Annotated in this window: 21 protein-coding genes; 11 read left to right on the top strand and 10 right to left on the bottom strand. The window is 71.8% G+C overall.

The annotated features are described in order from the left end of the window. Positions 1–52: 52 nt before the first annotated feature. From AGRA3207_RS12355 to AGRA3207_RS12345, 3 genes are all read right to left on the bottom strand, one after another. Positions 53–1,402 carry a hypothetical protein gene (locus tag AGRA3207_RS12355; protein WP_231334749.1) on the bottom strand — a complete coding sequence of 450 codons (1,350 nt, stop codon included), beginning with the start codon at positions 1,400–1,402 and terminating at the stop codon, positions 53–55. Then, positions 1,399–1,653, bottom strand: a complete 255-nt coding sequence (locus tag AGRA3207_RS12350; RefSeq protein ID WP_231334748.1) for a hypothetical protein — start codon at positions 1,651–1,653, stop codon at positions 1,399–1,401. The genes AGRA3207_RS12355 and AGRA3207_RS12350 overlap by 4 nt, the downstream gene beginning before the upstream one ends. 99 nt (positions 1,654–1,752) lie before the next feature. Beyond that, the gene (locus AGRA3207_RS12345; protein ID WP_231334747.1) at positions 1,753–2,046 is read right to left on the bottom strand and encodes a hypothetical protein; all 294 of its coding nucleotides are present in this window, start codon (positions 2,044–2,046) and stop codon (positions 1,753–1,755) included. A 283-nt stretch (positions 2,047–2,329) separates the two neighbouring features. Between AGRA3207_RS12345 and AGRA3207_RS12340 the strand changes: the two genes are divergently transcribed. Further along, positions 2,330–2,866, top strand: a complete 537-nt coding sequence (locus tag AGRA3207_RS12340; RefSeq protein ID WP_231334746.1) for a ferritin-like domain-containing protein — start codon at positions 2,330–2,332, stop codon at positions 2,864–2,866. Positions 2,867–2,915: 49 nt separating this feature from the next. Beyond that, the gene (locus AGRA3207_RS12335) at positions 2,916–3,884 is read left to right on the top strand and encodes a TIGR03557 family F420-dependent LLM class oxidoreductase (RefSeq protein ID WP_231334745.1); all 969 of its coding nucleotides are present in this window, start codon (positions 2,916–2,918) and stop codon (positions 3,882–3,884) included. Between the two features lie 252 nt (positions 3,885–4,136). Here AGRA3207_RS12335 and AGRA3207_RS12330 read toward each other — a convergent pair whose 3' ends face one another. Together AGRA3207_RS12330 and AGRA3207_RS12325 are read right to left on the bottom strand one after the other, a co-directional pair. Then, positions 4,137–7,811: a caspase, EACC1-associated type gene (locus AGRA3207_RS12330; RefSeq protein ID WP_231334744.1), complete on the bottom strand. Its 3,675-nt coding sequence runs from the start codon at positions 7,809–7,811 to the stop codon at positions 4,137–4,139. Next, the gene (locus AGRA3207_RS12325; protein WP_231334743.1) at positions 7,808–8,197 is read right to left on the bottom strand and encodes an effector-associated constant component EACC1; all 390 of its coding nucleotides are present in this window, start codon (positions 8,195–8,197) and stop codon (positions 7,808–7,810) included. The genes AGRA3207_RS12330 and AGRA3207_RS12325 overlap by 4 nt, the downstream gene beginning before the upstream one ends. A gap of 310 nt (positions 8,198–8,507) precedes the next feature. Here AGRA3207_RS12325 and AGRA3207_RS12320 point away from each other — a divergent pair, with 310 nt between their 5' ends. The 3 genes from AGRA3207_RS12320 to AGRA3207_RS12310 all read left to right on the top strand — a co-directional run bounded on the left by AGRA3207_RS12320 (position 8,508) and on the right by AGRA3207_RS12310 (position 11,250). Continuing rightward, complete coding sequence (locus tag AGRA3207_RS12320) at positions 8,508–9,755, top strand: alpha/beta hydrolase (protein ID WP_231334742.1); 1,248 nt, start codon at positions 8,508–8,510, stop codon at positions 9,753–9,755. 44 nt (positions 9,756–9,799) lie between these two features. Continuing rightward, positions 9,800–10,309, top strand: a complete 510-nt coding sequence (locus tag AGRA3207_RS12315; protein WP_231334741.1) for a hypothetical protein — start codon at positions 9,800–9,802, stop codon at positions 10,307–10,309. Between the two features lie 86 nt (positions 10,310–10,395). Further along, positions 10,396–11,250, top strand: a complete 855-nt coding sequence (locus AGRA3207_RS12310; RefSeq protein ID WP_231334740.1) for a VOC family protein — start codon at positions 10,396–10,398, stop codon at positions 11,248–11,250. Between the two features lie 69 nt (positions 11,251–11,319). Here AGRA3207_RS12310 and AGRA3207_RS12305 read toward each other — a convergent pair whose 3' ends face one another. Continuing rightward, entirely contained in the window at positions 11,320–12,150 is an 831-nt protein-coding gene (locus tag AGRA3207_RS12305; RefSeq protein ID WP_231334739.1) for a helix-turn-helix domain-containing protein, read from the bottom strand. 273 nt (positions 12,151–12,423) lie between these two features. Here AGRA3207_RS12305 and AGRA3207_RS12300 point away from each other — a divergent pair, with 273 nt between their 5' ends. The 3 genes from AGRA3207_RS12300 to AGRA3207_RS12290 all read left to right on the top strand — a co-directional run bounded on the left by AGRA3207_RS12300 (position 12,424) and on the right by AGRA3207_RS12290 (position 16,738). After that, positions 12,424–14,031, top strand: coding sequence for a carboxylesterase/lipase family protein (locus tag AGRA3207_RS12300; protein ID WP_231334738.1), 1,608 nt, complete (start codon positions 12,424–12,426; stop codon positions 14,029–14,031). A gap of 89 nt (positions 14,032–14,120) precedes the next feature. Next, on the top strand, positions 14,121–15,107 hold the full coding sequence (locus AGRA3207_RS12295; RefSeq protein WP_231334737.1) for a LytR/AlgR family response regulator transcription factor: 987 nt from the start codon (positions 14,121–14,123) through the stop codon (positions 15,105–15,107). Between the two features lie 41 nt (positions 15,108–15,148). Further along, positions 15,149–16,738: an outer membrane protein assembly factor BamB family protein gene (locus tag AGRA3207_RS12290; RefSeq protein ID WP_231334736.1), complete on the top strand. Its 1,590-nt coding sequence runs from the start codon at positions 15,149–15,151 to the stop codon at positions 16,736–16,738. Positions 16,739–16,952: 214 nt separating this feature from the next. Here the strand turns inward: AGRA3207_RS12290 and AGRA3207_RS12285 are convergent, their stop codons facing one another. From AGRA3207_RS12285 to AGRA3207_RS12275, 3 genes are all read right to left on the bottom strand, one after another. Beyond that, positions 16,953–19,619 (bottom strand): glycosyl hydrolase family 28-related protein, encoded by a 2,667-nt coding sequence (locus AGRA3207_RS12285; RefSeq protein ID WP_231334735.1) that lies wholly within the window; start codon positions 19,617–19,619, stop codon positions 16,953–16,955. 157 nt (positions 19,620–19,776) lie between these two features. After that, positions 19,777–20,292, bottom strand: coding sequence for a cupin domain-containing protein (locus tag AGRA3207_RS12280; RefSeq protein ID WP_231334734.1), 516 nt, complete (start codon positions 20,290–20,292; stop codon positions 19,777–19,779). 49 nt (positions 20,293–20,341) lie between these two features. Next, complete coding sequence (locus AGRA3207_RS12275; protein ID WP_231334733.1) at positions 20,342–21,184, bottom strand: SAM-dependent methyltransferase; 843 nt, start codon at positions 21,182–21,184, stop codon at positions 20,342–20,344. A 250-nt stretch (positions 21,185–21,434) separates the two neighbouring features. On the opposite strand from AGRA3207_RS12275, the gene AGRA3207_RS12270 reads away from it, so the two are divergent. From AGRA3207_RS12270 to AGRA3207_RS12260, 3 genes are all read left to right on the top strand, one after another. Continuing rightward, positions 21,435–21,764, top strand: a complete 330-nt coding sequence (locus tag AGRA3207_RS12270; RefSeq protein WP_231334732.1) for a hypothetical protein — start codon at positions 21,435–21,437, stop codon at positions 21,762–21,764. Between the two features lie 139 nt (positions 21,765–21,903). Further along, positions 21,904–23,856, top strand: a complete 1,953-nt coding sequence (locus AGRA3207_RS12265; RefSeq protein WP_231334731.1) for a hypothetical protein — start codon at positions 21,904–21,906, stop codon at positions 23,854–23,856. Continuing rightward, on the top strand, positions 23,853–24,392 hold the full coding sequence (locus tag AGRA3207_RS12260) for a hypothetical protein (RefSeq protein WP_231334730.1): 540 nt from the start codon (positions 23,853–23,855) through the stop codon (positions 24,390–24,392). Before AGRA3207_RS12265 ends, AGRA3207_RS12260 begins: the two co-directional genes overlap by 4 nt. 4 nt (positions 24,393–24,396) lie before the next feature. Here AGRA3207_RS12260 and AGRA3207_RS12255 read toward each other — a convergent pair whose 3' ends face one another. Next, complete coding sequence (locus AGRA3207_RS12255) at positions 24,397–25,137, bottom strand: TetR/AcrR family transcriptional regulator (protein ID WP_231334729.1); 741 nt, start codon at positions 25,135–25,137, stop codon at positions 24,397–24,399. Between the last annotated feature and the right edge of the window lie 5 nt (positions 25,138–25,142).

The raw sequence follows: 25,142 nt of genomic DNA, 5'->3' as shown, positions 1-25,142 counted from the left end.
GGGGCGTCCGGCGCGTGCCCGCACCGCGATCGGATGTTCCGCGTTCCGTGCCCTACCGGGCATCGGGGACCGGCTCGGTGGCGGGCCCCTGGATGTAGCGGACGGCCAGCCGGACCAGCAGGCGCCCGAGCTGGAAGAAGATCAGCGCCAGCCCGACGAGCGGGAGCGCGAGCAGCAGGATCTGCAGGCCCGAGGTGATCAGGTCGAGCGCGCCCGCCCCGGCCGAGGCGGCCGTCCACAGCCGCTGCATCATCCACCAGTCCTTGGCCACCAGGTTGGGGACCTGCATCGTGATCAATCCGAGCTGGAAGAGCAGCACCGGGATGATGGTCAGGACCCAGAGGGTGACGAACAGCTGCGGCCAGCGCTTGAGGTCCTGGAGACGCTCGTCCGCGGGGCGCCTGAGGACGGCCCGGCGCAGGATCGGCCCGATGTACTTGAACAGGTCCGGCACGCCGACCAGGTCGGACATGATGTAGTACCCGTCGAACCGCAGCGTCGGCAGGAGCTGCTGGATGATCTCGATGTTCACGTACAGCACGGCGACCAGCAGCGGCTCGTAGCCCGTCCGCAGGTACAGCAGGGTCAGCGCGACGATGAAGATGCCGTTGAAGTAGACGCCCGCGAGGTCCGCGCGGAGCCGCCCCCCGCGCCCGAGGCGGTAGGACTCGGTGATGTCGGTGTAGAACGCCGGCCAGACCAGGTAGATCCCGCAGCCCATGACACCGGGGCGGACGCCGCCGTAGCGGCAGGCCGTCGCGTGCCCGATCTCGTGGAACGCGCACGACGCGACGCCCAGGGCCATGATGAGCAGGATGCTCTCGGGGTTGTAGATCACGTGCTGGAGGGCGTTCACCAGTGACCGGGTGGTGAGCAGCCACGCCTCGCTCACCAGGATCGCCGCCACCGCGAGGATCAGCATCACCGGCCGGAACAGCCAGCCGAACACGCCGCCGATGAACCAGGTGACCGACTCGGGGAACACTGCGAGCTTGAACCGCAGCGCGAGGAACGGGTCGGCCCTGACCAGCGGCGGTGAGGTGCCGTCGCTGTAGGTCGTGACGCCGAGCGGCGCGAGCTTGCGGTCGACGAGGTAGACGACCTGCTCGCCGGTGAGCCGGGCGCCGGCCTGCTCGCTGACGGTGGCGGCCACCCGGTCGAGCGCCGTCTCGACGTCGGTCCCGGCGAGGTGCCGGTGCTCGTGCAGGGCCTTCGCGACGAGGAACAGCAGGGGCGGGAGCCGCACGAGCTGCCGGTTGGGCAGGCAGACCAGCTGGGGTTGTTCGCGGTACCCGGAGTTCTTGAACTCACCGACGAACTCGGTGCCCTCCACGAGGGCGGGAAGGGTGAGGGCGGAGGGAGGCTCGGCGCCGTCCACGCCCGGTGTCGCCGTCGTGCTCATGAGTGGTGCTGCACCACGGTTCCGGGGACGCAGGTCAGGGAGGAGTACGCCGGCTGGGCGAACAGGCCCGTCCCGAGCAGCCCAGTGGTCCCCGGGGAGCTGGTCGCCTGGCAGGCGTAGACGATCGTGGTGTCGGACCCGCCGCCGTCGGTGGTGGTGGCGGCCGACAGCAGCAGCCTCTGGGGGAGGACCTCGGGGACGAGCCCGTCGAGATCCGCGTAGCTGAGCGTGCGTGGGTGTGTGTGGCGCATCGGTTCGCTTTCGCGTCGTCCGGAAAGAGGGGGAAGGGCTGGCGGGAGAACGCCAGCCCTTCCCAAGCGGGCCGGAGCCCGCGGTCATGCCCGATCGGATCAGTGACCCGAGACCACCGAGCTGCTCGCGCAGGTGAAGGAGGTGCTGGGGTTCTCCGAGCTGAGGCCCAGGGCCCCGATGAGCCCACCCTGCGAGTGGTTGATGTTGCTCTGGCAGTTCGGCACGACGGCGGTGGTGCCGCCGTGGCCGTGGCCGCCGCCACCGTGGTTGAAGTTGAGGTTCTCGTTGTCGTTGTCGCTGCCGCCGCCGACGAGCAGCGTCGACAGGACGGCGCGCTCGGGCAGGATCTCGCCGGCCAGCTTGTCGAGCTCGGTGTAGCTGAAGGACTTCATGTGGTTCCTTTTCTTCCTTGTCACGCCCGGATCTCAAGGTGGATACCGGATGTCCCATCCCCCGCCCCGGGTCGAAGCGAGGTAGCTCTACGTATAGCAGATGTGACGGACGGTGGCCATATTCGGGTGGCGGGACGCGCCGTGTCGGGCGCCGCGACGCCCGATGCGGTGGGGGTTGAGGGCCTGCCATGCCCTTTTCGGCACCGCCCGCACCGTTCGCGGGCGCATGGCCCGTCCCCAGTGGGTAGGCACTGGTCGCAGCGGATTGATCAGGAGGCACGGTATGTCCGACAGCAGCTTCAGCATCGACGTCGCGGCGATCCGGCAGCGGGCCCGCCAGAAGATGGCCGACGGCCCGGTGACCGAGGGCTACCGCAGGAGCACGGGGGAGGTCATCGGCGTCCTCAACGACGTCCTGGCCACCGAGATCGTCTGCTGGATGCGCTACAGCCGGCACGCGATCAGCGCGACGGGGATCGACCGGGCCCAGGTCGCGGCGGAGTTCGCCGAGCATGCCGACGAGGAGCGCGACCACGCCATGCGCGCCGCCGAGCGCATCAGCCAGCTCGGCGGCGACCCCGACTTCGACCCCAAGACCATCGCCGAGCGCGCGCACACGACCTACGAGACGTTCGACGACGGTGACCTGCGCGGGATGCTGGAGGAGAACCTCGTCGCCGAGCGGATCGTGATCGAGTCCTACCAGGAGATCATCCGCTGGCTCGGCGACGGCGACGTCACCACGCGCCGGCTGATGGAGCACATCCTCGCCGAGGAGGAGGAGCACGCCGACGACATCATGGACCTGCTGGGCAACTGACCTGGCGTGTCGTGAGGGTTCGCCGCGGACCGGCGGGTATGCGGCCATCATGGAATTCGGATACACACTGCTCTGCGAGCAGACACCACCGAAACAGCTCGTCACCGACCTGGTGGAGGCGGAGGAGTCGGGGTTCGGCTTCTCGGTCATCTCCGACCACTACTTCCCGTGGCTGGAGGATCTGGGCCACTCGGCCTACGCCTGGTCGGTGCTCGGCGCCCTGGCCCAGGCGACCGACCGCATCCCGCTGATGACCTTCGTGACCTGCCCGACCATGCGCTACCACCCCGCCGTGGTGGCGCAGAAGGCCGCGACCATGGGGGTGCTGTCGGACGGGCGCTTCACGCTCGGGCTCGGCGCGGGCGAGAACCTCAACGAGCACGTCATCGGCCGGGGATGGCCCTCCGTGGACGTCCGGCACGAGATGCTCACCGAGGCCGTGGAGATCATCAAGGCGCTGTTCGGCGGCGACTACGTCAACTACCGGGGACGGCACTTCACCGTCGACTCCGCCAAGCTGTACGACCTGCCCGAGCAGCCCGTGCCCATCGGGATGGCCGCCGCCGCCCCCCGCGCCGGCCGCCTCGCCGCGCGGCACGCCGACGCGTTCATCTCCGACCAGCCCGTCGGTGACGTCGTCCGCCTGTTCGCCGAGGAGGGCGGCGCGGGCAAGCCGGTCTACGGCCAGATCCCCGTCGCCTACGGCACCGACCACGAAGAGGCGAAGGAGCGCGCCTACCGCACGTGGAAGTTCTCCGCCCCGGGCTGGAAGGTGATGTCGGAGCTGCCCGGCCCGGTCAACTTCGAGGCGGCGTCCGGCACCGTCCGCCCGGACGACATCGCCGAGTCCGTCCCCTGCGGCAACGACCTCGGCCGCTACATCGAGGCCGTCCGCGAATGGGCCGACGCGGGCTTCACCCACATCTCGTTCTGCCAGTCCGGAGCCGAGCACCAGAAGGACTTCCGCACCTGGGCGGAGTACGACCTCCTCCCCGCCCTCCGCGAGCGCTTCCCCTGAGAGGGACGCGTCCGAAAGAGCCGTTGGCAGCTAGACCTGGAAGCGACATGGTTCGGAGAGCGCGACTTCGGCGCCTCGCAAGTCGGCAAGCCGGGCGGACAGCGTCGCCTCGGCAAGGCGATCCGGCAGGGCCTCGTTGAACTTGAGTCCCCGCAAGGCGTTGATGTCGACCGAGGGGAGGCAGAGGCGCTCACGGGCTTCGGAGCGGGCGGCCTTCCAAGCACCGGGCGCGGCTTCGCCGCGGATCTCGGATCAGTGCTCGAACAGCCTCCACGCCGGCAGGCGGACGGCGCGGCCGTGCCCGGTGTCGACCAGGTCGCGGCGGCGCAGGATCAGGCGGAGGTGGCGGGCGGGGTCGGTGTTCGGGGCCGCGCCGGGATCGAGCAGGACGGAGATGGAGTCCGTGTCCGTGCGGACCACGGCGTCCACAAGGTGACCGTTCGCGGTCAGTCCCAGCTCGACGGTCCCATCCGGATGCCGACCGGACAACGTCTTGTAGAGGCGGGCCAGCATGTCCGGGTCCTGCTCGGACGCGGCCGTCTCCTCGGATCTGGACGAGGCGAGCAGGGCGGCTCCCAGACCCGCCCGGCGTTGCCACAGCCCGGCGTCGCCGACGACGATCAAGTGGGAGCGGGCGCGGGTGACCGCGACGTTCCACAGGTTCAGCCGGCTCTCGGCCCAGCGGATGGTGCCGGAGCGCATGCCCCTGCCCGCGACCAGGGAGAAGATCATGACGTCGCGTTCGCCGCCCTGGAAGGTGTGCACGGTGCCGACCCGGACGCGGTCCCGGCCGACGCGTCGTTGAATGGCGTCGGCCTGTGCCTTGAACGGGGTCACCACACCGATGGTGGCGTCGGGCGGCAGCTGCCCCAGCAGGTAGGCGACGGAGTCCACCACTTTGCCGATCTCGGTGCGGTTGACCCATGAGGAGCCCTGGCGCTCGGCCTGGCCCGGGACGTCGGACCAGAGGAGGGCCGGGCGGCCGGGCAGGGCGGGACGGCCGCGCACGTCGGTCAGAATGTTCAGCCCGCCCCCGTAGAAGCGCTCGTTGGCGAAGGCTGCGATCTTCGGGTGGCAGCGGAAGTGCTCGTCGAGCAGGAGACTGCCGCCGGTGGCGCGTTCGGCGGCGTGGAAGGCGGAGTGTCGCCGGAAGGCCAGGCGGTACTTCTCCAGCCACTCCGGGCGCAGGCCATGCTCGCTCCGGAGCATCGCCTCGCGTTGGGCCCCCACCATGGTGATGTGCGGTAGCTGCATGACGTCGCCGATGATCAGCGCGCGCCGGGCACGGAACAGCAGGGGGAGGACCTGCGGGATACCGCATTGGCTGGCCTCATCGATGATGACGAGGTCGAACAGTGCGGCGTTCGGTGGGAAGCGGCGTGCGGAGAGGCAGGTCACGGCCCAGCCGGGCACGGCGTGCAGGGCCTGGGCGAGGGCGGACCAGTCCGAGCCGTTCGCGGCCTGTGCCTTGATGAGAGCGGTGATGAGCGCGCGCCTGTCGCGGGCGGAGGTGCGCACGGTACTGGAGAGAAGGGCGGAGGAGGCGTCCTGCACGCCGGTCTCGGCGGCGGAGAGCGCCGCCGCGAGGGCATCGTCGTCGAAGGCGGCCGCCATCCGCGCCATCTCGTCCCGCCAGCCGGCCTCGGCCCGGCCGAAGCCCGCGAGTGCGGCACAGGCGGAGGCCGTGCCTGCCGGGGGAACCGGCACGCCGACGCGGCGCAGCAGCCGGGCGCGGCGCCATTCGCCGAAGAACCTGGCCGAGGCGGCCTGTTCGGCTCGCCGGGCCAGGTCGGGTGGGACATGGCCGGTGAGCCGGTCGACCGCGACTCCCAGTGCGGCGGCGTGCCGTTCCCGGGCCTGCCCGTGCTCAAGGAGCCTTCGTTCCGCCGTTGCCCTGCGGGCGAGGTCCGCGCGCGCGGCCGCCATTGCCTCTTCCGCGACCGTGAGGCGGACGCGCGCCGTCTCCGGGTTGCACTCGGGCGGCGCGACCGAATGCAGTGCCTGGAGCGCGGCTGGCTCCGTCCTGCCCTTGTGCTCGGACGACCCCGTGCGGACGAGGCTGCCCGGGACGAGCTTTTCGCACCGCTCCCACACCTCGTCCACGGCACGGTTGTTGGTCGATGCCACCAAGACCTTCTCCCCGGCGGCCTCGGCGGTGGCGACCAGGTTCGCGACCAACTGGCTCTTGCCGGTGCCAGGCGGGCCGGTCGCCACCGTGAGGCGGTGTGTCATGGCCGACACCAGGACCTTCTGCTGGGACTCGTTGCAGGGGAGCGGCGTCACCAGCCGGACACTCTCCTGCGCGCGCATGGGAGGCGGCTCGGCCCGTTCTCGGGCATCGGGTGAGAGGGCGGCCAAGGCGGTGGTCGTGATCTGGCCGGCCTTCTCCTCGATGGCGTCCAAGTCCTTGAGCAGCTTCTTGGTGGCCACGATGTCGCGCGGGACGAGGAACAGGACGGAGGCGTTGCGGGCGCCATCGCCGGGGCTGGTGATGTCGATCTGTCCGGCGAGTGCGTCGGGGCGGGGCTCCTGGACGCAGGGCAGCTCGTACTCCTGGGTCAGCAGGTGCCGCACGTCCACCGCCATGCGGTCGTGCTGGCCCGCATGCCATGAGGGCTGGTAGGTCGCAGCGAGATCCTCGGCCGCCTCCTCACCGAGCTTTTCCTTGGCGAGCTGCGGATGGGGCAAGACGGGACCGTACGGCCTGAGGCGTATCTCGTCCCCGTCGACCACGGGCTCGACCGCGCGGATCAGCAGCGGCGCGAACCTCGTCGTCCCCCGATGCCGCGTGCCGGCGGCGCCTTGCAGGACCACGGCGGGGTAACCCGCCCACAATTCGGCGCCGCCCTCCTCGACGGCCTTGATCAGTGGCGCGGCCTTCGCGGGCATGGGGATGCAGAGGTCCTCGTCGAGCTCCCCGGAGAGCAGGCGCTCGGCACCCTCCAGGCATACGTAGGAACGGTGGTCGGTGACCGACAGCAGCGGCGGCTCGCTCACGTCCGAGAGGACACAGTCGCGGTAGTACCCCAGAAGATCCTTCCACCTTGGCTGGGAACGCGGGGACGTGTTCGGCGGCGTACGCGGTGTCCTGCCGTCGGCGACGACTCCGGGTGCTGTGGTGCGGGTTAGCGGCGCGAGCTGGGGGGCTGTACCCAGTGGGCAGCCGGCGATGACGATCCGGTCGTCGACGCCCTGGGCCGAGTGAACCGGGACCTGCTTGGAGCCGGTCGTCCGCATCCGCCGGTTGACGTACTCGAACAGATCGGCGACGGAGACCTCTCCGGTCCCGTCCCGGCCGACCTTCCCCGTCCGCAGGGCCTGGACCACCTCGTGAGTGAAAACCGATGGCTCGGGACCCTCCGGGCGATCGGCACCCGAATAGGAATCCTCGCCTGCCCTGGACGAGGAGAGTACGTACACGCCGCGGCTCGTGAGCAAGGCGGCTTCACCGGATTTGGCCGTCGGCGGGGGGACCGTGTCCGTTGTGCGCAAGCCGACGGCGAAGCCGCCGCTGCGGCAACAGTCGATCATCACGACCTTCTGTGGCGCCGCGCACTGCTCGAGCAATTCGTTGACGAACCCCGCGCTCACCGCCGTCTCGGCGACGTGGTCGAAGTCGGTGTCCACGGCGATGAAGTGGAACTGGCCGCCGGCTTGGACGAGCCGCGCCCCATGGCCCGATACGTAGAGCAGGGCCAACTCGTCCTCGCCGCAGTCGTCGAGGAACTCGGCGATCTCGTAGCGCATCTGGTCGCCGGTGAGATCGATCGCCGACCTGACTTCGAGGAACGCACCGATGTTCCGGTGCTCCAAGACCTGCTGCATCTGCCAGACGTCCGCGCGTGCGGACGGCAGCTTGGCGAAGCGGGCGTCCTCATGGTTCTCGTTGCCGATCAGCAGCGCCCTCCGGCGCGTCGGCGCGCTCACTCCGTCCTGTTCCGGCGGTCGATCCGGTCGAGGAACTCGCGGACCAGCCGCTCTTGCGCATCGTCCGGGCGCCCGGTGAGGGTGACCTGGTCATCGCCGTAGGAGATCTCGACCCTGCGGTGCCGTTCCCGGGTACTCCACTCCTTGATCAGAGTGATCAGTACCTGGGACGCCGGCCTGGCGGTCGCGGCGCCGAGCACCCACAGCGCCACCTCGCCCCCCGCGCCCTTGCGCCCCTCGCGGTCAGGGCCGGCCTCCTCCAGGAAGCCGGTCTCCAGCGCCGGGGATTCGAGCAGCTCGGCGTGAAGATCTCGGGTGAGGCGCTCCTGCCGCAGGGTGTCGCCGTTCGTGAGTACCTTCAGGTGCCATTTCTGCTGCTCACCCATTGCTTCCGCCCTCTTCGATCCTTGCTGATTACGGCTTTCTGTTGATTCAGCACACTCCGTAGCTGATTGTTTCGCAACAGATGGTTTGCGGAGGCTGACTCCGGTAGTTGGAGCGTGGCCGCAGTCGGCCATGCGTGGCGCCGAGGTCGGAGGCCACCGCGGCGAAAATTGAAGATCATCCCGAAGGATTGCGGGGTGTCGGGCGCTATTGCACTGTTTGGCAATACTTGCGGGTAGGGCCTACGGGACAGTAGTTTCGACGGGCGTCTGGAGTGTCTGGCCGGGGCCGGCCCGACCGGCTGGAGAGCCCATGAAGAAGCGCACGGACAGGAAGATCGCCATCGCGGGCTCCGCGGCCGCGGCCGTCCTGCTGCCCGCCGTGATGGTGGGGCTCGTCCAGTCCGGTGTGGGGACCCCGGCCGGGAGGAACGAGGCGGCCGGGCAGAACGAGACGGTCCCCTCCTTCGGGCCGCTGGACGAGCCGGACCGCCCCGGGGCGCCGTCGCCGTCGCGTTCGGCGTTGCCGAAGCTGCCGGCCCGCGCGTTGAAGACGAACCCGTTCCAGACGGGCGGCGGCGCGCCGCTGCCGACCGATCCCGACCGCGACGTGGGACAGCACGGCAGGAAGCCGCACCTGCCGGGCGGCGTCCGGCCCGGGAAGTACAAGAAGGCCGACGACGGCGCGACCATCACCGGCGTGAAGAAGGTGAACGCCGCGCAGTTCGATGTGTCGATCGCCTCCCCGGCGCTGGGCGCCACCGTGCGGACGCGGGTGATGGTGCCGAAGGGGTGGAAGGCGTCGTCCGCGCGCACGTGGCCGGTCGTGTACGCCTACCACGGCGGCAACAACCGGTACACGTCCTGGACGAAGGACTCCGACATCGAGCGGGTGGCGGGCCCGTACGACGCCATGGTCGTCATGCCCGAGGGCGGCTGGAACGGCTCGTACACCAACTGGTGGAACGGCGGGCGGGGCGGCATCCCCGCGTGGGAGGACTTCCACATCGGCGAGGTGATCCCGCTGATGGAGCGCAACTTCCGGGCGGGCACGCGCCGGGCCGCGATCGGGCTGTCGTCCGGCGGGCAGGGCGCCGTCACCTATGCCGAGCGGCACCCGGGGGTGTTCCGGTACGTCGCGTCCTACAGCGGGCCCCTCAACATCACCGCGCCCGGCATGCCGGCGATCCTGACCGTGATGAACAGGGACGCGGGCACCGCGATCTGGGGCGACCCGATCGCCGACCACGAGAACTGGCGCGCGCACGACGCGGCGGTCATGGTGTCCAGGCTGAGGGGCACCGGCGTCTACGTCTCGTCGGGTGACGGCCGGCCCGGGCCCTACGACCCGCCCGGCACGGTGCCCTGGCACGCGGGGCGGATCGGCGAGCAGCTGTCCGGCGTCATGAACGGCAACTTCGTCCGGGCCGCGCGGGACGCGGGCATCCCGATCACCGCGAACATGTACGGTCCGGGCATGCACAACTGGAAGTACTGGAAACGCGAGCTCGCCAGGAGCTGGCCCGCCATCGCCGCCTCCGTCGGCGCCCGCAGATCCTGAACGGGTTCGCGAGGCGGGAGTTCCAGCTGGTCCTGCTGCGGCGCATGGCCGACTACCAGCCCGCCATGGCGGAGGACGCGGCCCGCGCGCTCGGCGCGTCCCGCACGGAGATGCGCGAGGTGAACGCCCGCTGGCAGCGGATCCGGCGGTCGCGGACGTTCCCGCGCGGGCGGCGCCGGTACGAGGCCGTCCTCGGCCCGGCGGCGGACGTGGAGCGGCGGGCCGTCGGCGACGTGTCCTGCGAGGTGGCGTGGTGGCCGCCGCTGCCGCTGTGGCCCGGGCTGCGCTTCGAGATCGTGATGGCGCCGGACGGGTCGGTGATGCAGGAGTGGCTCGTCCGCGACGCGGGTGTGCCGGTGCCGCGGCTGGAGTCCGCCGCCGACCTCGTCCCGTGGTCGTGCGTCATCGGCGACCTGGAGGCGCGCTTCGGGACGGTGGCCCACCAGGACGGCGACGCGCCCGGCCGCTGGCACGTCACGTTCACCACACCGGACGGTTCGTCCTATGTCGCCCATTTTGTGTGGGGTCTGCTGCAGGCCGTGGCCGCCGTCTGATTTGGCCGATGATTGGAAGAGCGGGACCGCTGCTATTGCGTCCGCCTTCGTAGCGTGGTGTCCATGTGCGCTCTGGAGGACCGCCCATGCCCACGGTGACCGGGTATCTCGCGGGTGACCCGTGCTGGGCGGATCTGGCCACCCCGGACCTCGGCGCGTCCATGGCCTTCTACTGCGAGCTGTTCGGCTGGAGCTCCTACACCCTGACCGTCGGGACGCTCGGCGACTACGAGATGTTCACCCTGGGCGGGACGCAGGGGCCCGCGGTGGCGGGCATGCAGGTCCTGGACGACGACACCCAGCCGCCCTCGTGGACGTGCTACGTCCACGCGGACGACACCGACCTCACCCACCGGGCCGTGTTGGACGCGGGCGGGGGCACGCTCATCGAGCCCACGTCCGTCGCCAACCTCGGGCGCATGGCGGTGTGCGCGGACACGCAGGGCGCGGACTTCGGGATCTGGGAGGGATGGGACCTGCCGGGCGCCGATGTGACCGACGAGCCCTCGGCGATGTGCTGGTTCGAGCTGTGCTGCGTGGACACCGGGGAGGCCAAGCGCTTCTACGACGAGGTCTTCGCCTGGAAGGGCGTCGACCGCGTCTACGACCGCTGGAGCGCGTCCGAGCAGGGCTACCACCCGGCCGTCTACACCGACTGGATGCACGGCGACCGTCCGGTGGGGGGCATGTTCTTCATGGACGAGCTGTGGCCCGAGCGCAGGCCCGCGTACTGGATCCCCTACTTCTGGGTCGCCGACTGCGACGCCTCCGCCGCCGCGGCCCTCGACCTCGGCGGCGAGATCGCGATCCCCCCGAACGACGCCGTGCACGGCCGGTTCAGCATCCTGACCGACCCCACCGGCGCCCGCGTCGGCATCTTCACCCCGAGCGCGGCCGTCCTGGAAGACGTCCGGACACGCCCGCGCCACATGGAGCCCTAGCGGGAGCCGCCCCCTCCGGCCCTGTGACGCGTTCGCCGATCTCGGTGAGCACCATCGCGCCCGCGCAGGTCAGAGGTAGCCGTTCATGGCTGTGCGGATCATGTCGCGGGTGTCGGCGGGGGAGAGCGCCACGTCCTCGATGAGGGACCAGGTGCGGGACAGGTCGCGGCCCGCCAGGTCGATGCCGAGGGCGGTGTGGACGAAGGAGATCTTGTCCTTGATGATGGGGAACTCCAGCACGTCGAAGGAGCCCTGGAGACCGGCGTGGGCACCGGCGTCGAAGGGGATGACGCGGACGCTCGCGTGCTCGTCCTCGGACATCTCCAGCAGATGGGCGCACTGCCCGTGCAGGACGTCCGGCGGCCCGTTGCGCAGTGCGGCCTCGCAGAAGATGACGTCGAGGGTGCGGGGGCGGCCGCCGGGCCGGTGCCGCTGCCGGTGGTCGAGCAGCTCCCATTCCTCGTCCGCGTCGACCTCGGGGATGCTGTGCTCGAAGCCGAGCCGGGCGTACCGCTCGGACCGGACCAGCTCGGGCATCACCGGGATGCCGTAGGTGTGCACGACCGTCGCCTCGGACTCCAGCGTGTACAGGTCGCGGACCAGCGCCTTCAGCCGTGCCGCGTGCGGGGCGAGCCACGGCGGACCGGACGGGCGGGACGCCAGGTCGATCACCACGGTCCGCATGGCGTGCGGCGGGACCCCGTAGCCGTCCAGCACCTCGCGGGCCTGCTCAGGGGTGACCCGCTCGAATCCGGTCTCCAGCCGGATGAGCCAGTCCGCGTCACGGCCGAGCCGTGCCGCCGCGGCGTCGTAGGACAGTTCGAACGCCTCGCGGATCTGCCGGAAGTGCAGACCCAGCCTCCTGGCGTTGATGTTCGGTGCGCGATAGTCGACCGGCATGCCTCTATCGTGCGCCACCGGCGGACGCTCTGCGCACCGAATCGGTAACACCGCGTGAGTGGATCTCATCCGGAGGGAGGCGCCGCGAGACCGATCCGTGGCGCCTCCGGCGCGCCAATGGTCCATTCGGAACCCGCCCGGCGGTGCCGTTCGGCGGTGCCAGCGTGCCGGTTGGCGAGTGGATGGTGCCGCTCGTCCGCAGGCGCCCTGGCCGGGAACGGCCGCCCGGCTTACGTTTCGGGCCTCTGATGTCGGGTGTGAAAGGCGTTCATCATGAAGCCGAAAAGGTGGCGGCTGGTACTGGCCGCCGTCGCGTCGGCCGGAGCGGCCACGGTGGCGTTCGCGGTGTCGGCGCCCGCGGACGGGACGGAGCTTCGGGCGCCCGCCTGCGCGGACGGCACGGTCGTGCAGACCGATCGCGGGCCGGTGTGCGGCCTGACCGCGGACGGCCTCAGCTCATGGCTCGGCGTGCCGTACGCGGCGCCGCCCGTGGGCGCGCTCCGGTGGGAGCCGCCCGCGCCGGCCCCGCAGTGGACGGAGACGCGCCAGGCGACGGAGCGGGGCAGCCAGTGCCCGCAGCCGCAGGGCCTCGGGCCGGGGTCGGTCAACGAGGACTGCCTGAAGCTGAACATCGTCCGGCCGCAGAAGGTCGACGCGCCGCTGCCGGTGATGGTCGAGCTGCACGGCGGCGGGTTCCGCCTCGGCGGGCCGTCCGACGGGACGCATCTCGTCAAGAACGGCGGCGTCCTGCACGTCGGGGTCGGCTACCGGCTCGGGCTCTTCGGATTCCTGGCGCATTCGGGATTCGGGAAGAACGCGGGCAACTACGCGATCCAGGACCAGCAGGCCGCGCTCAGGTGGATTCAGGCCAATATCGCGAAGTTCGGCGGCGACCCGAAGAACGTGACCATTTACGGTGCGTCCGCCGGTGGGTCGAGCGTCTGCGCCCACACCGCTTCGCCGACGTCCAAGGGACTATTCCACAAGGGCATCGCGCAGAGCGGTGAGTACAACTCGCTGCGCGGCGTCGACACCATGTGGCAGCCACAGGACTGCAAGGCGAAACTGCCCACCGAAGCGGAGGCCCAGGCCGCCGGCGAGCGTTTCGCCAAAGCGCTCGGATGCGCGGACGCGGCATGTCTGCGCGCACTTCCCGTGCAGAAGCTGCTCGACCAGGGCGGCAATGGGATCGGCCCCGACCGCGGCACGCAAGGGCCCGTGGTGGACGGCAGGACCCTTCCCCTCGCGCCCGGTGAGGCATTCGCCAAGGGCCAGGTCAACAACGTCTCCATCATGCACGGGGTCGACCGCGACGAGGTGCAGCTGAGATTGGCGAACACGCCGGCGGAGTACCAGGCGCTGGTCCGTGAGCAGTACGGGAACGTCGCCGACGAGGTGCTCAAGCTGTACCCCCTTGAGCGGTTCCCCGACCCGGCGCCGTTCATCGCCACCCGGACGATCGTCGCCGATTCCAACTCCGTGTGCCCCGCGCTGCTCAACGACAAGCGCCTGGCGCGTCATATTCCGGTGTTCGCCTACCAGAACGACAACCCGGACCCGCCGCCGATGTTCTTCGTCGACGCGACGAAGCCGAACGGCTCGTATCACATCAACGAGGCCATGTTCCTGTCGCCCTTCCCGAACGGCCCTGCGCTCACCGCCAACCAGAAGGCGTTCGGCGTTCAGGTGACGGCGCAATGGACCGGTTTCGCGCGAACCGGAAATCCGACGGTGGACGGAACGCCGCTCTGGTCGCGGTTCACCGACACCGACAACGCGGTGATGTCGCTCGTTCCCGCAGGTGACAGCCAGCTTACGCGGGAGATCGCCGAGCAGCACCACTGCGGATTCTGGGACCGCTACACCCCCTTCAAGCGCTGAATTGTCGGGGAACGTCCAATGTTTTGCCCTACGTGCCAGAGCAGCGGCGGCCCATTGAACAGTGGCGGGCGCATGGATTCCATGAGTGCATGCACGCCACAGTGGTCGCCGGCGCGTGCGGCCTCGCCGCGATGATCATCGGCATGCGGTCCGCCGCCCGCCACCGCCCTCCCGCCCCGCCTCCGGGCGGGAGGGCCGCGCCCCGCCCAGCGGTCAGGTTCGCGCCCGTGCCGGCGCACCAGCGCCGCGAGCCCGCCTGGACCGCGGGGTCCGACGCGAACCGGGACGCGGCGCTGCTCGCCGTCCGCGGTGTCGCACGGGCGGCGGACGCGCTGCGCGGCGGGCCGGCGGCCGGAGGACCCGAGGCGGCCGCGCGGCATCTGCGGCTGGCCCTCGGCTGCGCCGCTGTGGCGCTGACGGACGGTGCGCGCCCGCTGGCCTGGGACGGGGCGGGCGCGCATCACGCCGCCGACGCCGTCGAGCACATCCGCACCGGTGAGGTGCGCTGCGAGGACCCCCGCTGCCCGGTGCGCCAGGTGGTGGCCGTGCCGCTAGGCGACGGGACCCTCGCGGCGTACGGACCGCCGGTGACCCGCGATGTGCTCGGCGACGTCGCGCGGCTCCTCGCACCGGAGCGGCGGCCCCGGCCGCCGGTGTCCGAGCAGCGGACCCGGCCGCCCGGACGGCCGCCGGAGCGCACGCCGATCCGCCCGCCGGGACGGCCGGCGGCGGGCGCCGAGGTGATCCCGGCAGCGGTGGGCGGCGTCATCCGCTTCGTCCGGCGTTCGGACGTGCGGTACGCCGAGGCGCACGGCGATTACGCGCGGCTCTACACGCAGGCGGGCAGCCACCTCGTGCGGGTCTCGCTCGCGGCGCTGGAGGAGGCGTGGGGCGACGCCGGCTTCGTGCGCATCCACCGGTCGCATCTGGTCGCCCTCGCCCATGTCGACGAGATGGTCCTGGACCACGGACGGTGCACGCTGCGCGTCGGAGGCGCGCGGCTGACCGTCAGCCGGCGCAACACGGGCGCGCTCCGCGACCGGCTGGTCCGCAACGTCCGGCCGGGCCCGCTCTGAGCGTCCGGCCGGGGCTCCCCGCCAAGTGAAAGGGATCGACGATGCAACCGATGGGACGCGGCCGCCTGCTCAAGGCGGCCGCCGCACTCGCCGTGGCGTGTACCGCCGTGGCGTCGAGCGTGACCGGCGCGTCGGGTGAACCGGCGTCCGGGGACTGGCCGACCTGGACGAAGGACCCGCGGGGCTCCCGATACAACCCGCAGGAACGCACGATCACGCCCGAGAACGTCGGCGGGCTGAAGGTGAAGTGGGCGTTCGGTTTCCCCCGGCAGTCCGGGCCGCCGCACAGCCAGCCCGCCGTGATCGGCGACACCATCTACTTCGGCGGGCCGAACGGGCTGTTCTACGCCCGCGACGCCAAGACCGGCGCGGAGAAGTGGCAGTTCGACCTGTCCACCGTCGGCACCGGGTTCGCGCAGGTGCGCGACGGCGCCTCGGTGGCGGACGGACGGGTGTACTTCGGCGACACCCGCGGCTACCTCTTCTCGCTGGAGCAGGCCACCGGCAAGCTCGCCTGGTCGCAGCGGATCGACGACCACGTCAGCGCCGGTGTGACCAGCTCCCCGCACGTGTTCGGCGGCCGGGTGTACGTCGGCGTGTCGAGCGGCGAGAACCTGATGGGCAAGGACCACGCCTGCTGCACGTTCCGCGGCCACCTCGACGCGCTGGACGCCAAGACCGGCAAGCTCGAATGGCGTTACTACACCGTCCCCGAGCCGAAGCAGGACGGGACGTGGCCTAACGGCGTGCCCCGCTACGTGCCGTCCGGCGCCGGGGTGTGGAGCTCGCCCGTCATCGACCCGGACACCAAGACGGTGTACGTCGGTACCGGGCAGAACTACAGCGGCAGCGGCGGTGACTTCGACTCCGTCCTCGCGCTGGATGCCGAGACCGGCAAGGCCCGGTGGACGCGCAAGATGACCGACGTCGACACCTGGCGCCGGGAATGCAGCAGCCCCACCCCCGAGGACCAGAAGTACTGCCCGAACCTGCCCGACGGCACGGCCCTGGACTTCGACCTCGGCGCCACCGGGAACCTCTTCACCGCGGACGGCAAGCGGCTGATCGGCATCGGCCAGAAGGCCGGCGTCTACCACGTCCTGGAGGCCGACACCGGCAAGATCGTGTGGCAGCGGCAGCTGTCCACGCCGCGGCCGGGCGGCGGGCTCAGCGGCATCCAGTGGGGGAGCAGCTTCGACGGCCAGCGCCTCTACATCGCGACGTACCAGGGCAACCCCGGCACCCTGTACGCCCTCGACCCGGCCAACGGCCACGTCATCTGGACGACCCCCAACCCGGCGGACGGCTGCACCACCGGCGGCGCGGCCCAGTACCCGAACGTGTGCAAGCTCGGGCACCCGACCGCGGTGACCACCACGCCCGGCCTGGTGTGGGTCGGCAGCATGGACGGCAAGGTGCGCGCCTACTCCGCCACCGACGGCAAGGTCCTGTGGGCCCACGACACGATCGCGGACGTGCAGACCGTCAACGCCGGCGTCGCCCGCGGAGGATCCATCTCCGGCGGCGGCGGTGTGGTCGTCTCCGGCGGCATGGCGTACGTGTTGACGGGCGACATGTTCACCCCCTACCCGAACGACAAGGGCTACGCGCTCCTGGCCCTCGGCCAGTAACAGCCCGTGGCTCCTCCGGTGACCGGTGACCCAGTGCCCTCGTGACCCGGTGTTCCGGCAGTTCCCCAAGACCGGGCGGCCCGCTGAAGAAGCTCTCCCAACAGGCGGGCCGCCCACTCTTGTCCGGGTTCGTACCGCCGCCACTCTTGTCCGGCGTCGTGCCGCCGTCCACTCTTGTCCGGCGTCTTGTCGCCGTCCTCCCCGTTCGGCTGGATCAAGACGGGCTCAGTCCTTCCGTTGCCCGGAGCTTGACCGTGTAGGCCAGGGTCAGGCCGCGGGGCGGTGTGCATTTCACGGCGGCGTCCGTGCCCGATCGGATGATCTCCGGAGGATCCCACCCGTCCGGCACCGAACCGTCGTCGGAGCCGAACGCGTCGACCACCCGCGGTTCGGACGACCACGGGGTGACCGTTCCGCCGATGTTGCTCAGGCCCTGTTCGATGACCCAGGTCGCGGCGCGGCCCGTCGTGTCGGCCGCCATGACCTCGGCGCGGTAGCGGCTTATGCCCGCAGCCACGGGGACGGCGGCCAGCGTGATCCCGCTGGACGTCGTGCCGCTGCCCTGGGTCTCGCGTTCGCGGGCACCGATGCGTCCGGTCGCGGTGTCGAAGGCGAACACCCAGTCGCGGCCGCCCAGCCACTGGGTCTGGCCGCCGTCGGTGGTGGACACGCAGCCGCCGAGGTGGGACACCCTGTGCGCGTCCTGGGGCGGCGTCCACGGTGTGTCGAAACCGGTGGTGCAGCCGATGATGCGGACCGGTGCCGGGCCCCGGCGTCCGCTGAAGACGATGTTCGCGCGCGTGCTCACGCTCGGGACGAACTCGCAGTTCATGAACGTCGACGCGGTGGGAAGCTCCAAGGGCGGCTTGGGCGGCTCCTGGCCGACGAGGAGCACCGAGTTGTCGATGATCACCGGCGGGCAGTCGAGCCGGTCGAGGAAGCCGGTCTCCAGCACCGAGTTCTCCAGGGTGAAGTGGTGCAGATCGGACGTCGCCACCGCGCACCGCCAGGTCTGCGGGTGGCCCTGGGTCCCCTCGGAGCTGATGCTCACCCCGACGCCGTGGAACGAGCCGTACGGCGCCGCCGAGGTCAGCATGATCGGCATGATCGAGCGGTGGCCGCCGATGTACCAGTCGCGGGCGGTGACGCCGACGGCGTCGGTCGCCACGAAGTCGTACTGGGTGCCGATGATCTGCAACCGGCCGACCCTGGCGAGCCCGCTGCCGCCCAGCGCGAGGCCGAGCCGGGTCGCGCTGACGTAGAGGTGCTCGATCTCGGAGAGGTAGGAGTTGTTCCGCAGCCTCATCCCGTCGCGTGCGGCGGTGACGCGGAGATGGCCGAACACCGAGCCGTTCGAGAGCTGCCCGTGGATCCCCGCGCCGAAGGGGCACTGGAACTCCAGGCGCCGGACCGTCGTGAACGACCCGGCGACGGGCGCCCCGGCCCACTGGTACATCAGATAGACCGGTGTGGGGTCCGCGGACGGGCCGCCCGGCCGGTACCAGGTCGAGCCGACGGTGAACGCGTCGACGTCGCGGTCGAAGTTGATCAGCATCCTGGTGTACAGGGGCTTGTCCGGGTCGGCGGGATTCGGCCGGACGTTGGTGCGGAAGTCGGCGGGGAACTTCGCCGTGGGCGCGGTGAGCTCGCGCGACGTGGCGTCCCGGTCGATCACGAAGTCGCTGATCCGGATGGAGTCGATGCGGCCGCTGAACGGGCGTGTGAAGTCCGCGTACTCCGGCCAGCGCTGCTGGCTTCTGGCGCCGAGGTAGATGCCTTCTTCGACGGGCATGGTCAGCTTCGCGCCGGGTGGAGGACGATGCGCCGCCGGTGGCTCGGCGGGTTGCAGGACTGTGCCGGGCGGCCCGGCGTAGAGGTCGAGGTGGGTGCCGTCCCAGACGAGGGAGAGGTGGAACGTCTGCCCGACGGGGAACCCGCGGGGATGGGTGATGCCGTAGTCCTCGCCGTTGAGCCGGGCGGTGGCGGTGACGGTGATCTGCCCCGTCCCCGAATCGCCGAGGAACATGCCGAACGCGCAGGTGGCCGCCTCGCTGTTCAGCCGCCGTCCCGAACTGGAGATGACCGGCTCACCGCCGCCGCCGGGGAGCGCCTCGGGGCGCACCGTGCACGAGACCGAGAAGGACGCCGCGCCGTCCAGGTCGTCGAACGCCGGGCTGTCCCGCAGGTTGATGGTGCTCCTGTTGTCCTTGCTGAGGAGACCGGCCTTGCCCGGTCCGGTGAGCAGGGCGTCGGACGTGGGCAGGTGCCCCAGCGACCCCGGCGAGATGCACAGCGCGGGGCCGTGCCCGGCGAAGAACCTGATGGTGGTGGTGTGCTCGCTCGCGCCGAGCAGCTCGATCTTGCCCCTCTCGCGGTCGATGACCAGCGGGCGGCGTATCCGGTAGTAACCCGCCGGGAAGTAGACGACCCCGGGCTGCAGCGGGTGAAGGGAGCGCATGGCACGCGTGATGGCGTCCCAGTCGTCGCTCTGGTCGTCGCCCTTGGCGCCGAAGTCGAGGACGTTCGCGAAGTCGTGTTTCGGCGCGACGGTCACGTTCCCCTGTGCGTCGCACTCGCCGACGATGAACGCGCCTCGCGACACCGGGAACTCGCGCGCGCACCGGCCCTGCCCGTCGGCCACCACGGCGGCCGGCAGCCCGGCACCGAGTCCGGCGGTCTGAGCGGGCACGACCTCCGTCTGCGCGAAATAGCGCACCGTCCCGCCCGCCGCCGCGGCGGTGGCCGCGACACCGGTGACCATCGTGCCCGCGGTGAGCGCTGCGGGCACCGCCTTGGTCAGCGTCGCCGGTTCCTGCGGATCCAATGCGGAGCAGAGCACGTCACCTGCGCGGACCTCGACCGCGACGACCGCCGTCTCCATGGACCCTCCCGCCTCGGGTAGGGCGGCCGGCGCGGTGTGCGCGTGACCGGTGGGCTCCCAGTGCCTGGAGCGACCACCCTAACAGGACTCTATGTAGCTGAATGGTGACATCTTGCGGTCGCCGGGGGAGGGGTCCTGGGGCGGTGGCGCCCCGGCGTCAGACCATGTACTGGTCGTGCCGGCCGTAGATGTCGGCCCACTCCTCCTCGCTCGGCGTGCGCCCGGACGCGGCGATCTCCGCCAGCTCCTCGAAGTACCCCTCGCGCGGCGCGCCGGGCGTGAAGAGCAGCAGCATCGAGGCGGGCTCGCCGGACTCGTTGCGGAACCCGTGCACGCCGCCCTCCGGGACGAACAGGAAGTCGCCCGGCACGGTGTCCTTCCAGCCCGTCCCGTCGTGGAGCCTGACCGTGCCGGACAGGATGTAGAACGACTCGGTGATCGTCCGGTGGAAGTGCGGCATCGGCCCCGACGGCTCCGCGCCCATCTCCCACCGGTACAGCCCGAACGCCCCGTTCGTGGTGCCGCCCGTCCCCAGGTAGGTGACGCGCGTGCCGCTGTGGACGCGGCCGGCGTCGCTCGCCCCGATGTCCAGGTCGGGCGGGGTGCCGGCGGGCCGGAGCACGGCGCTGCTCTCCCCGCCGTCGCCGAGGTAGCGCGGTTCCGGATACGACATGATCTCCCCCTTACGTTGCCAGGAATCCTAGATCAGCGCCTGGGAGGGATCAGGGGAGCCGCGCGACCCCGCAGAAGGCGTCCACCCGCGGCGGCTCCCCGAACGGCGAGGGCTCCGCGCGCCAGCGCGACACCGGGACGACGCCCGGCTCGACCAGCTCCATCCCGTCGAAGTACGCGGTGATCCGCTCGGGCGGGCGCAGGTGGTAGGCGGTCCCGCCGGCCTCCACGTAGCGGGCGATGGCGCGGGCGCGGGCCGTCTCGTCCACACCGCCGCCGTCGTTCCCCCCGTCGTCGCCGCTTTCGGATTCGTCGCCCCGCGCGCCGAAGACGTCGGTGCCGTCGTTGATGACCACGAAGCTGCCCGGCGAGAGCGCCGCCACCAGCCTCGCGAGGACGCCCTCGGGGTCCTCGTCGTCGGAGAGGTGGCCGAGGATGCCGAGCAGCAGCAGCGCCACCGGACGGGAGAGGTCGAGCGTGCTCCCGGCCCTGGCGATGATCGCGTCCGGGTCGCGGATGTCGGCGTCGAGGTAGGCCGTGACGCCCTCCGGGGTCGAGGTCAGCAGGGCGCGGGCGTGCGTGAGCACCAGCGGGTCGTTGTCGACGTACACGATCCGCGCGTCCGGCGCGACACGCTGGGCGACCTCGTGGGTGTTGTCGACGGTCGGCAGCCCGGTGCCGATGTCGAGGAACTGGCGCACCCCCGCCTCGCCCGCGAGGTACCGGACGGCCCGTCCGAGGAAGGCCCGCGAGTGCCGGGCGATATCGACCTGACCCGGGAAGATCTGGACGAACGCGTCGCCGACCGCGCGGTCGATCGGATAGTTCTCCTTACCGTTCAGCCAGTAATTCCAGATCCGCGCGGAATGCGGAACGGACGAGTCGATCTCCATGGGGGCCTCCGGCGGCCGTCGGGGATCTCCATCCTCGCGTGCCCGGCGGCCCGGACGGCACGAATGGCCGCGGGCGGACGGCCGGGCCCCCGAAGCGCCGGCTTGGGGCCCTAGGGCCCTAGGGCCGCGACGCCGCCGTTCCTACCTTTCTTACATGGGCGCGATCACGAATGGCGCCCGGCCGGAAAAGGGACCGCGATGGGCCGACGCCCTCCCCTTCGATCTCGGCAACGGCAAAGGAGATTCCGACATGTCCTTCCTCGCGCGATGCGCCGCGAGCGCCCTGGCGGTGGTCGTCCTCACCGCGGGCGGCTCCCAGGCGTGGGGCTACACCGCCAAGTACGGCGCCAACCGTGCCTACACCAAGAACAAGGACCGGCAGGTCGTCATCTGCGACGGCAGCCAGAACAAGGCCGACGTCAAGGTGCAGTACGAGCGCAGCAGCGGCAACGGCGGGTCCAAGTGGAACCGCGGCGACCGCGGCTGCAGCGAGACCGGGCCCGGCAAGACGATCACCCAGATCCGGGTCTGCGAGGCGCACTGGGGGCCCGACCCCTGCGGCCGCTGGAAGTACCGGTAACCCGCAGGAACGCACGTCACGCAGGTCATCCGCGTCACGCAGGTCATCGCGTCGCGCAGGTCATCCGCGTCACGCAAGGAACGCCCGGTGCCCGCGCCGACCGGCGGGGCACCGGGCCACCCCACCTCGAGGAGGCACCGTGGACGCCGTCCCGCGCGGGCTCCGCTTCCTGGCCCTGGTCCTGGCGTCGGCCGCGCTCGCGCTCGCCGCGTCGGCGGGGCTCGCGGTCGCCGCGTCCTACGACGGCCGCGCGGACCGCGACCGCCAGCGCAGCCCCCGGCTCGCCGTCCGGCATCCGGACGAGCAGGTCACCGCGCTGTGGTCGGGACGCTTCGACGCCGTCGGCGACCGCCAGCACTCGGTGGTCCACGTCGTCCCGCTGGTGTCGGACGCGGCGCCGCCGCCGGGGCTGTCACGCTGGCCGGCGCCCGGGGAGGCCATGCTGTCCCCGGCGCTCGCCGAGGCCGGACGGGACGAGCGGATCACCACCCGGTACGGGCGGTTCGCCGGGCTCATCGGGCCGAAGGGCCTGGCGTCCCCGTCCGAGCGGCTCGCCTACGTCCGCCCGGCGGCGGACACCGGCGGGCACTGGCAGCGGATCACCGGCTTCGGGGACCCCGCGGCGGTGCGGTTCGGCGAGTCCATCACCGTCGGGCCCGTCGGCGAACCGCTCGCTGCGGTCGCCCTCCTCATCGGCCTCCCGGCCGCCGCCCTGCTGGTGGTGGCGGTCCGGACGCCGGGACCGGCGCGCCGGCACCCGGTGGCGATCGGCACCGCGCTCGGCCTCCTCCCGGCCATGGTGGCGCTGGTGACCGACCTCCGGGTGCCGGGGACGGGACACGTCCTGTCGGCCGCCCACCTGCGCGGGGCGGCGTGGCCACTGCCGTTCGTCGCGGTGGGCGTCCCGCTGCTGGTCGCCGGCGCGGGGGCGACGCGCCGGGTTCCCCGGCCGACCGTCCGGCCGGGGGCGCGCCGCGCCGCCTGGCCGGCCGGGGGCTCGGCGCTCGTCGCCCTCACCGCCGGGGCCGCCGGGCAGTCCCGCGCCGCCATCGCCCTCTTCACGCTGGGCGCGGCGGGCGTCCTCGCCGCGCTGCCCTGGGCGGCGGGCGGGCTGGCGGGGCTGCTGCGCACCCGTCCCGTGATCATGACGAGGCTCACCGCCGCCGCGCTCCTCGGGCTCGCCCCGGCCGCGCTGCTCGCGGTGTGGGCCGGCCATCCGGGCGACCAGGCCGCCCAGGCGCGGCGGACCTTCGCCCGGGTCGGCACCTCCGTCCAGCTCGTGGACGCCCGAGGGCTGACCGCCGACCGGATCGCCGCGTTCTCCCGGAGGCTCCCGCCCGGGCCGCGCCTGCTCACCCTGCGCGAGGACGGGAGCGGGGACCCGGTGCTGCGGGGCGGCTGCCCGGCGCTGCGGGACCTGGGCCTCGGCTGCCCGTCCGCGCCGTCCGCCATCCCGGCCGGGCACGCCGCCGACCCCCGCCTCCAGGAGTTCCTCTTCTGGGCCGGCGGCCCCGGCGGCGCGCTGGTCCAGCGCGACGACGCCCGCGCCGACGCCCGCGCCGACGCCCGCGCCGACGCCCGCGCCGACGGCCGCACCGACGGCCGCGCCCCCGAGCCCGACGCGCTCGTGGTGGTGACGGACGTCCGCGACCCCGTCCCGGAGTGGGTGGTCAAGGCCGCCGCGTACGCGACCCTCCCCTCGGACGTGAAGGTCGAATCCCTCGGCGCGGAGTGGCGCACGTCCGGCGGCCCCGGCCCCTGGGTGACGGTCCTCGCGCTGCCCGGCACGGTCGTCGCGCTCCTCGCCGGGCTGGTCGGAGCGGCGGCGGCGCTGCCGCACCCCGCCGACGTCCGGCGGCTGGCCGTCCCCATGCTGCCGGCCACCACCGTCGCCGCCGCCGCGGCGTGGTGGCTCGCGGGCCTGCTCAACGGCCGCCTCGGCGGAGGCGGCACACCCCCCTGGCCGATCCTCGCGGGCGGCGTGGCCTCGGCCGCCGTCCTCGCCCTGCTCGCCACATGCCTCGGCGAGCTCCACCGCAGGGTCTCCCGGCCGCCGGGAGCCCGCACCCATGAGAGGAAGACCCCCCGATGAACCTCAGGACCAAGCTGGCCGGAGGCGTCCTCGCCGCGACCGCCGCCGTCTCCTCGGGCACCGCGCTCACGGCCGCCGCGGCGCAGGCCGAACCCGCCCAGCCCGGACCCGTCCAGGCCGCGCCCGTCCAGGCCGCGCCCGCCGCCGCGACGCGGGTCCAGGCGCCCGACCAGACGATCACCGTGGCCGGTTTCAACTGCGAGGGGAAGAGCCCGCAGCGCATCCTCGCGAGGTACGGCCACGTGAGCACCAAGTACGGATACCCGGTCGCCCTGCGCTGCGGCAATTCGAGCTGGGGCTACAAGCACTTCTACAAGCGCTGGAGCAACAATTTCGAATCGCACCTGGAGCGGACGCTGAACTATCCGACGGCGGTCAAGCAGGGCGGCAACAAAGTGATCGTCTGCCGCAAGGTCAGTCGCAGCGGCGCGAAGAAATGGTTCAAGGTCGTCCACACCACCTTCTACAGCAAAAAGGAGATCGGCATCATCACGGCGGTCTGGGAGAGCAAGACCGGCACCTGCGAGAAGTGGTGACCTCTCACCCAGAGGCGGCGGAGCGTCCGAGCCAGGACTCCAGGCCGTCGAGCACGCGCTCCAGGCCGAACTCGAAGCCGGCGTCCAGGTTCTTCCCCATGCTGACGTCGCCGTTGTCCCGCCACCACGCGGCGAAGTCGGGATAGTCGGCGCCGATGCGCGCCACGTAGTCCCGCATCTGCTCGATCATGTCGTCCGCCGGCCTGCCCGTCCGGGCGGTCATCCTCCGCATGGCCGCCTCGGACGTGGCGGTGCCGATGGCGTGCGACATCAGCAGCGAGCTGGCCCACGCGATCTCCTGGCCGGTGAACCCGGCCGCGGACAGCACCCCGATGGCGCGGTCGCTCGCGCGCATCGCGTTGGGCCCGATGTTGGGCTGGACGCCGAGGAGCCCGAGCGTCCACGGGTGCCGCAGCATCATCGCCCGCATCGCGCGCGCGAACCCGGCCGCCGCCTCCCGCCACCCCGCCTCGGAGGCGGCGGGGAACTCCAGTTCGCCCATGATCTGGTCGACGGCGAGCTCCAGCAGCTCGTCCTTGTTGGCGACGTAGAAGTACAGGGACGTCGCGCCCGCGCTGATCGTCGCGCCGAGGCGGCGCATGCTGAGCCCGTCCAGGCCCTCGGCGTCGAGCAGCTCGACGGCCGCCGACACGATCTCCTCGCGGCTGAGCTGCGGCCTTCCCCGCCGTGACCGGGGCGGACGCACCCAGACCGAGTCGGCGATGGGGTCGGTGTCGCGGGACATGCGGG

The organism is Actinomadura graeca, assembly GCF_019175365.1.
Taxonomy (GTDB): Bacteria; Actinomycetota; Actinomycetes; order Streptosporangiales; family Streptosporangiaceae; genus Spirillospora; species Spirillospora graeca.
The sequence above is the reverse complement of the archived record's forward strand: the minus strand, read 5'-3'. Positions and strand labels throughout refer to the sequence as shown.

What these genes read in the sequence shown, in the direction of transcription:
- AGRA3207_RS12355 (WP_231334749.1), bottom strand. Translation starts at nt 1,402, where the DNA reads ATGAGCACGACGGCGACACCGGGCGTGGACGGCGCCGAGCCTCCCTCC.
- AGRA3207_RS12350 (WP_231334748.1), bottom strand. Translation starts at nt 1,653, where the DNA reads ATGCGCCACACACACCCACGCACGCTCAGCTACGCGGATCTCGACGGG.
- AGRA3207_RS12345 (WP_231334747.1), bottom strand. Translation starts at nt 2,046, where the DNA reads ATGAAGTCCTTCAGCTACACCGAGCTCGACAAGCTGGCCGGCGAGATC.
- AGRA3207_RS12340 (WP_231334746.1), top strand. Translation starts at nt 2,330, where the DNA reads ATGTCCGACAGCAGCTTCAGCATCGACGTCGCGGCGATCCGGCAGCGG.
- AGRA3207_RS12335 (WP_231334745.1), top strand. Translation starts at nt 2,916, where the DNA reads ATGGAATTCGGATACACACTGCTCTGCGAGCAGACACCACCGAAACAG.
- AGRA3207_RS12325 (WP_231334743.1), bottom strand. Translation starts at nt 8,197, where the DNA reads ATGGGTGAGCAGCAGAAATGGCACCTGAAGGTACTCACGAACGGCGAC.
- AGRA3207_RS12320 (WP_231334742.1), top strand. Translation starts at nt 8,508, where the DNA reads ATGAAGAAGCGCACGGACAGGAAGATCGCCATCGCGGGCTCCGCGGCC.
- AGRA3207_RS12315 (WP_231334741.1), top strand. Translation starts at nt 9,800, where the DNA reads ATGGCCGACTACCAGCCCGCCATGGCGGAGGACGCGGCCCGCGCGCTC.
- AGRA3207_RS12310 (WP_231334740.1), top strand. Translation starts at nt 10,396, where the DNA reads ATGCCCACGGTGACCGGGTATCTCGCGGGTGACCCGTGCTGGGCGGAT.
- AGRA3207_RS12305 (WP_231334739.1), bottom strand. Translation starts at nt 12,150, where the DNA reads ATGCCGGTCGACTATCGCGCACCGAACATCAACGCCAGGAGGCTGGGT.
- AGRA3207_RS12300 (WP_231334738.1), top strand. Translation starts at nt 12,424, where the DNA reads ATGAAGCCGAAAAGGTGGCGGCTGGTACTGGCCGCCGTCGCGTCGGCC.
- AGRA3207_RS12295 (WP_231334737.1), top strand. Translation starts at nt 14,121, where the DNA reads ATGCACGCCACAGTGGTCGCCGGCGCGTGCGGCCTCGCCGCGATGATC.
- AGRA3207_RS12290 (WP_231334736.1), top strand. Translation starts at nt 15,149, where the DNA reads ATGCAACCGATGGGACGCGGCCGCCTGCTCAAGGCGGCCGCCGCACTC.
- AGRA3207_RS12285 (WP_231334735.1), bottom strand. Translation starts at nt 19,619, where the DNA reads ATGGAGACGGCGGTCGTCGCGGTCGAGGTCCGCGCAGGTGACGTGCTC.
- AGRA3207_RS12280 (WP_231334734.1), bottom strand. Translation starts at nt 20,292, where the DNA reads ATGTCGTATCCGGAACCGCGCTACCTCGGCGACGGCGGGGAGAGCAGC.
- AGRA3207_RS12275 (WP_231334733.1), bottom strand. Translation starts at nt 21,184, where the DNA reads ATGGAGATCGACTCGTCCGTTCCGCATTCCGCGCGGATCTGGAATTAC.
- AGRA3207_RS12270 (WP_231334732.1), top strand. Translation starts at nt 21,435, where the DNA reads ATGTCCTTCCTCGCGCGATGCGCCGCGAGCGCCCTGGCGGTGGTCGTC.
- AGRA3207_RS12260 (WP_231334730.1), top strand. Translation starts at nt 23,853, where the DNA reads ATGAACCTCAGGACCAAGCTGGCCGGAGGCGTCCTCGCCGCGACCGCC.
- AGRA3207_RS12255 (WP_231334729.1), bottom strand. Translation starts at nt 25,137, where the DNA reads ATGTCCCGCGACACCGACCCCATCGCCGACTCGGTCTGGGTGCGTCCG.